2 protein-coding genes are annotated in these 3,171 nt (G+C 66.4%); one reads left to right on the top strand and one right to left on the bottom strand.

The features are described from left to right. Window positions 1–174: 174 nt before the first annotated feature. Window positions 175–813 (bottom strand): hypothetical protein, encoded by a 639-nt coding sequence (locus tag ACYPYD_RS23885; RefSeq protein ID WP_211150250.1) that lies wholly within the window; start codon window positions 811–813, stop codon window positions 175–177. A 117-nt stretch (window positions 814–930) separates the two neighbouring features. Here ACYPYD_RS23885 and ACYPYD_RS23880 point away from each other — a divergent pair. After that, window positions 931–3,171 (top strand): ATP-dependent helicase (locus tag ACYPYD_RS23880; protein WP_459665926.1); only part of this gene is annotated, 2,241 nt, incomplete at its 3' end.

The following is a 3,171-nucleotide window of genomic DNA, read 5'->3' as shown; positions in this document are numbered from 1 at the left end:
GAAGGCTGGGACCGCTGGTCGTGTAAAGCCCAACCCTCAGCAGGGCGTCCTGACGATAATTGGCCGTAACAGGCCAGCGGTCCCAGCCTTCGCTGGGATGACGGGTTTTGTGGGATGACGGGCTTTGTTTGCAAATTCCTCCCCGAGCTTGTCTCGGGAAGGAATTTACGCGTCCTACTTCCCGCCGCGATTGCGGCAGGCATCGGTCACCGTCTTGCTGCAGACCGGATAGGTCTTGTCCATCGCGGTCGCAGGCGGCGGGGTCAGTGCGCCCTTGTACGGGCCGCCCTGATAGGTCTCATCCGCCGGCATCGCCGGGCGCGCGGCCTGGTTCGCGGCTTGAGGATCGGGGACGCCTTCGGTCGGCACGCCCGGTCCCGGAGGGTTGGCCTGCCCCGGAGGCGTCGCAGGCGTCTCGCCCTTGAGCTGCTGCAGCACCGAATTCCAGGCCATCTGCCGCTGTTCGGGTGTCATCTTGTAGATCTGGCCGCGCTGGTCGGCCGTCAGCGCCCAATAGCCCTTTTGCTGATCCATGCTCAGCGTCCAGTAATAAACCTTGTAGTCGTTCGGCCAGCTTTCGTAGTCGGACTTCTGCGCCGGGGTCCAGCTGTCGTACGTGGCCTGTTGCTCGGGCGTGAGCGTCGGCGCGGCGCTGGAGGCGGCGGGAGGCGCCATGGCCGGAGCCGGAGCGGATGGCGGCGCGGCGGGCATTTCGGAAGTGGCGGGGGCGGCAGGGTCGCTCTGGGCATGGATGGCGGCGGGGACCACCAACAGGCTGAGGGCAGCAGAGCCGGCGAGCAGAACTTTACGCATTTCTCACTCTCCGTTTATGTCTTCGTTGTGATCGAACGACGAAGCGCACCGGCAATTGTTCCTCCGCTGCGACGAACCGGGCTTGCACCGGGCCATGCCGTTCCCTAGTTGTTCACGGTGAACAACCTGCAAGCTCCCTCCTCTGATCCGCTGATCGACGGCCTCAACGATCCCCAGCGCGAGGCCGTGCTGACGACCGAAGGCCCCGTGCTGATGCTCGCGGGCGCGGGCACCGGCAAGACGGCGGCGCTCACCCGCCGCCTCGCCCATCTCGTACACAGCCGCCTTGCATGGCCGAGCGAGATCCTGTGCGTCACCTTCACCAACAAGGCCGCGCGCGAGATGCGCGAGCGGGTCGGCCACCTGATCGGCCCGGCGGTGGAGGGCATGCCCTGGCTCGGCACCTTCCACGCCGTCGCTGCCAAGATGCTGCGCCGCCATGCCGAACTGGTGGGCCTGCAGAGCAACTTCACGATCATCGACACCGACGACCAGCTGCGCCTGCTCAAGCAGCTGATCCAGGCCGAAGGGCTGGACGAAAAGCGCTGGCCCGCGCGCCAGCTGGCAGGCTGCATCGATCGCTGGAAGAACCGCGGCCTGAACCCGCAGGACCTCGACGCCGGAGAGAACGAAAGCTACGCCAACGGCAAGGGCCAGAAGTTCTACAAGCTCTATCAGGACCGGCTGAAGGCAGTGAACGCCTGCGATTTCGGCGACCTGCTGCTGCACATGCTCAACATCCTGCGCACCCACCGCGATGTGCTCGAGCAGTACCAAAACCGCTTCAAGTACGTCATGGTGGACGAATATCAGGACACCAACCAGGTCCAGTACTTGTGGCTACGCCTGATCGCGCAGGGCCGCCAGAACATCTGCGTGGTCGGCGACGACGACCAGTCGATCTATTCCTGGCGCGGCGCCGAAGTGGCCAACATCCTGCGCTTCGAGAAGGACTTCCCCGGCGCCAAGGTCATCAAGCTGGAGCAGAACTACCGCTCCACGCCGCAGATTCTCGCCGCCGCATCGGGCCTGATCGACGAGAACACCCAGCGCCTAGGCAAAACCCTGTGGACCGAGCGCCACGCGGGCGACAAGGTGCAGGTCGTCGGCGTCTGGGACGGGCCGGAGGAAGCCCGCCGCGTCGGTGACGAGATCGAGCGGCTGGAGCGTCAGGGCGCCCCGCTCGACCAGATCGCCATCCTCGTGCGCGCGCAGTACCAGACGCGCGAATTCGAGGACCGATTCATCTCCATCGGCATGAAGTATCGCATCGTCGGCGGCTTCCGCTTCTACGAACGCGCCGAGATCCGCGACGCGCTGGCATACTTGCGCGTCATCGCCCAGCCCGCCGACGACCTCGCGTTCGAGCGCATCTACAACGCCCCCAAGCGCGGCCTCGGCGCCAAGGCACTGGAGGCGCTGCACCGGCTGGCGCGAAATCGCGGCATCCCGCTGTCGAACGCCGCGATCGAGATCGCCGACACCGACGAACTTCCCGCCCGCGCGCGCAACACCTTCCTCGCGCTGATGCGCGACTTCGCGCGCTGGCGCGACTTGTCCGCCACCGAAGGCCCCGCCGACCTCTTGCGCACCGTGCTCGACGAATGCGGCTACACCGACGCGCTGCAGGCGGAGAAGACCGCCGAGGCCAACGGGCGGCTTGAGAACCTCGTCGAACTGGCGCGCGCGATGGAGGAATACGACAGCCTCGGCGACTTCCTCGAACACGTCAGCCTCGTCATGGACAACGAGAACGCGGCCGAGGAGGAGAAGGTCACGATCATGACCATGCACGGCGCCAAGGGGCTGGAATTCGACAACGTGTTCCTGCCCGGCTGGGAGGAAGGCGTGTTCCCCTCGCAGCGCTCGCTCGACGAAGGCGGCCTCGCCAGTCTGGAGGAGGAGCGCCGGCTCGCCTACGTCGCGATCACGCGGGCGAAGAAGAAGTGCACGATCCTGCATGCGGCCAACCGGCGCATCTACGGCCAGTGGACCAGTTCGATCCCCTCGCGCTTCATCGCCGAACTGCCCGAGGAGCATGTCGACTCCGAGACGACGCTGTCGGGCGGCGCCTCGCTGTGGCGGGCACAGTGGTCGGAGCACGCAGATCCCTTCGCCGACGTGGCGCGGATGCAACCCTCGCGGATCGTCACGCGCGGCCCCGGCTGGCAGCGCGCTGCCGCCAAGGAATACGACGCCAGCCCCAAGCGCGTGGTCGAAAGCACCCGCTCCGCCGCCAGCTTCGCCGCCAAGCCGCGCTCCGACATCGCCGTGGGCGCGCGCGTCTTCCATGAGAAGTTCGGCTACGGCGCGGTGATGGCGCAGGAAGGCAACAAGCTGGAGATCGAGTTCGAGCAG

The sequence above is a fragment of the Novosphingobium sp. 11B genome (assembly GCF_054589055.1).
This window is presented reverse-complemented; position numbering and strand designations above follow the sequence as displayed.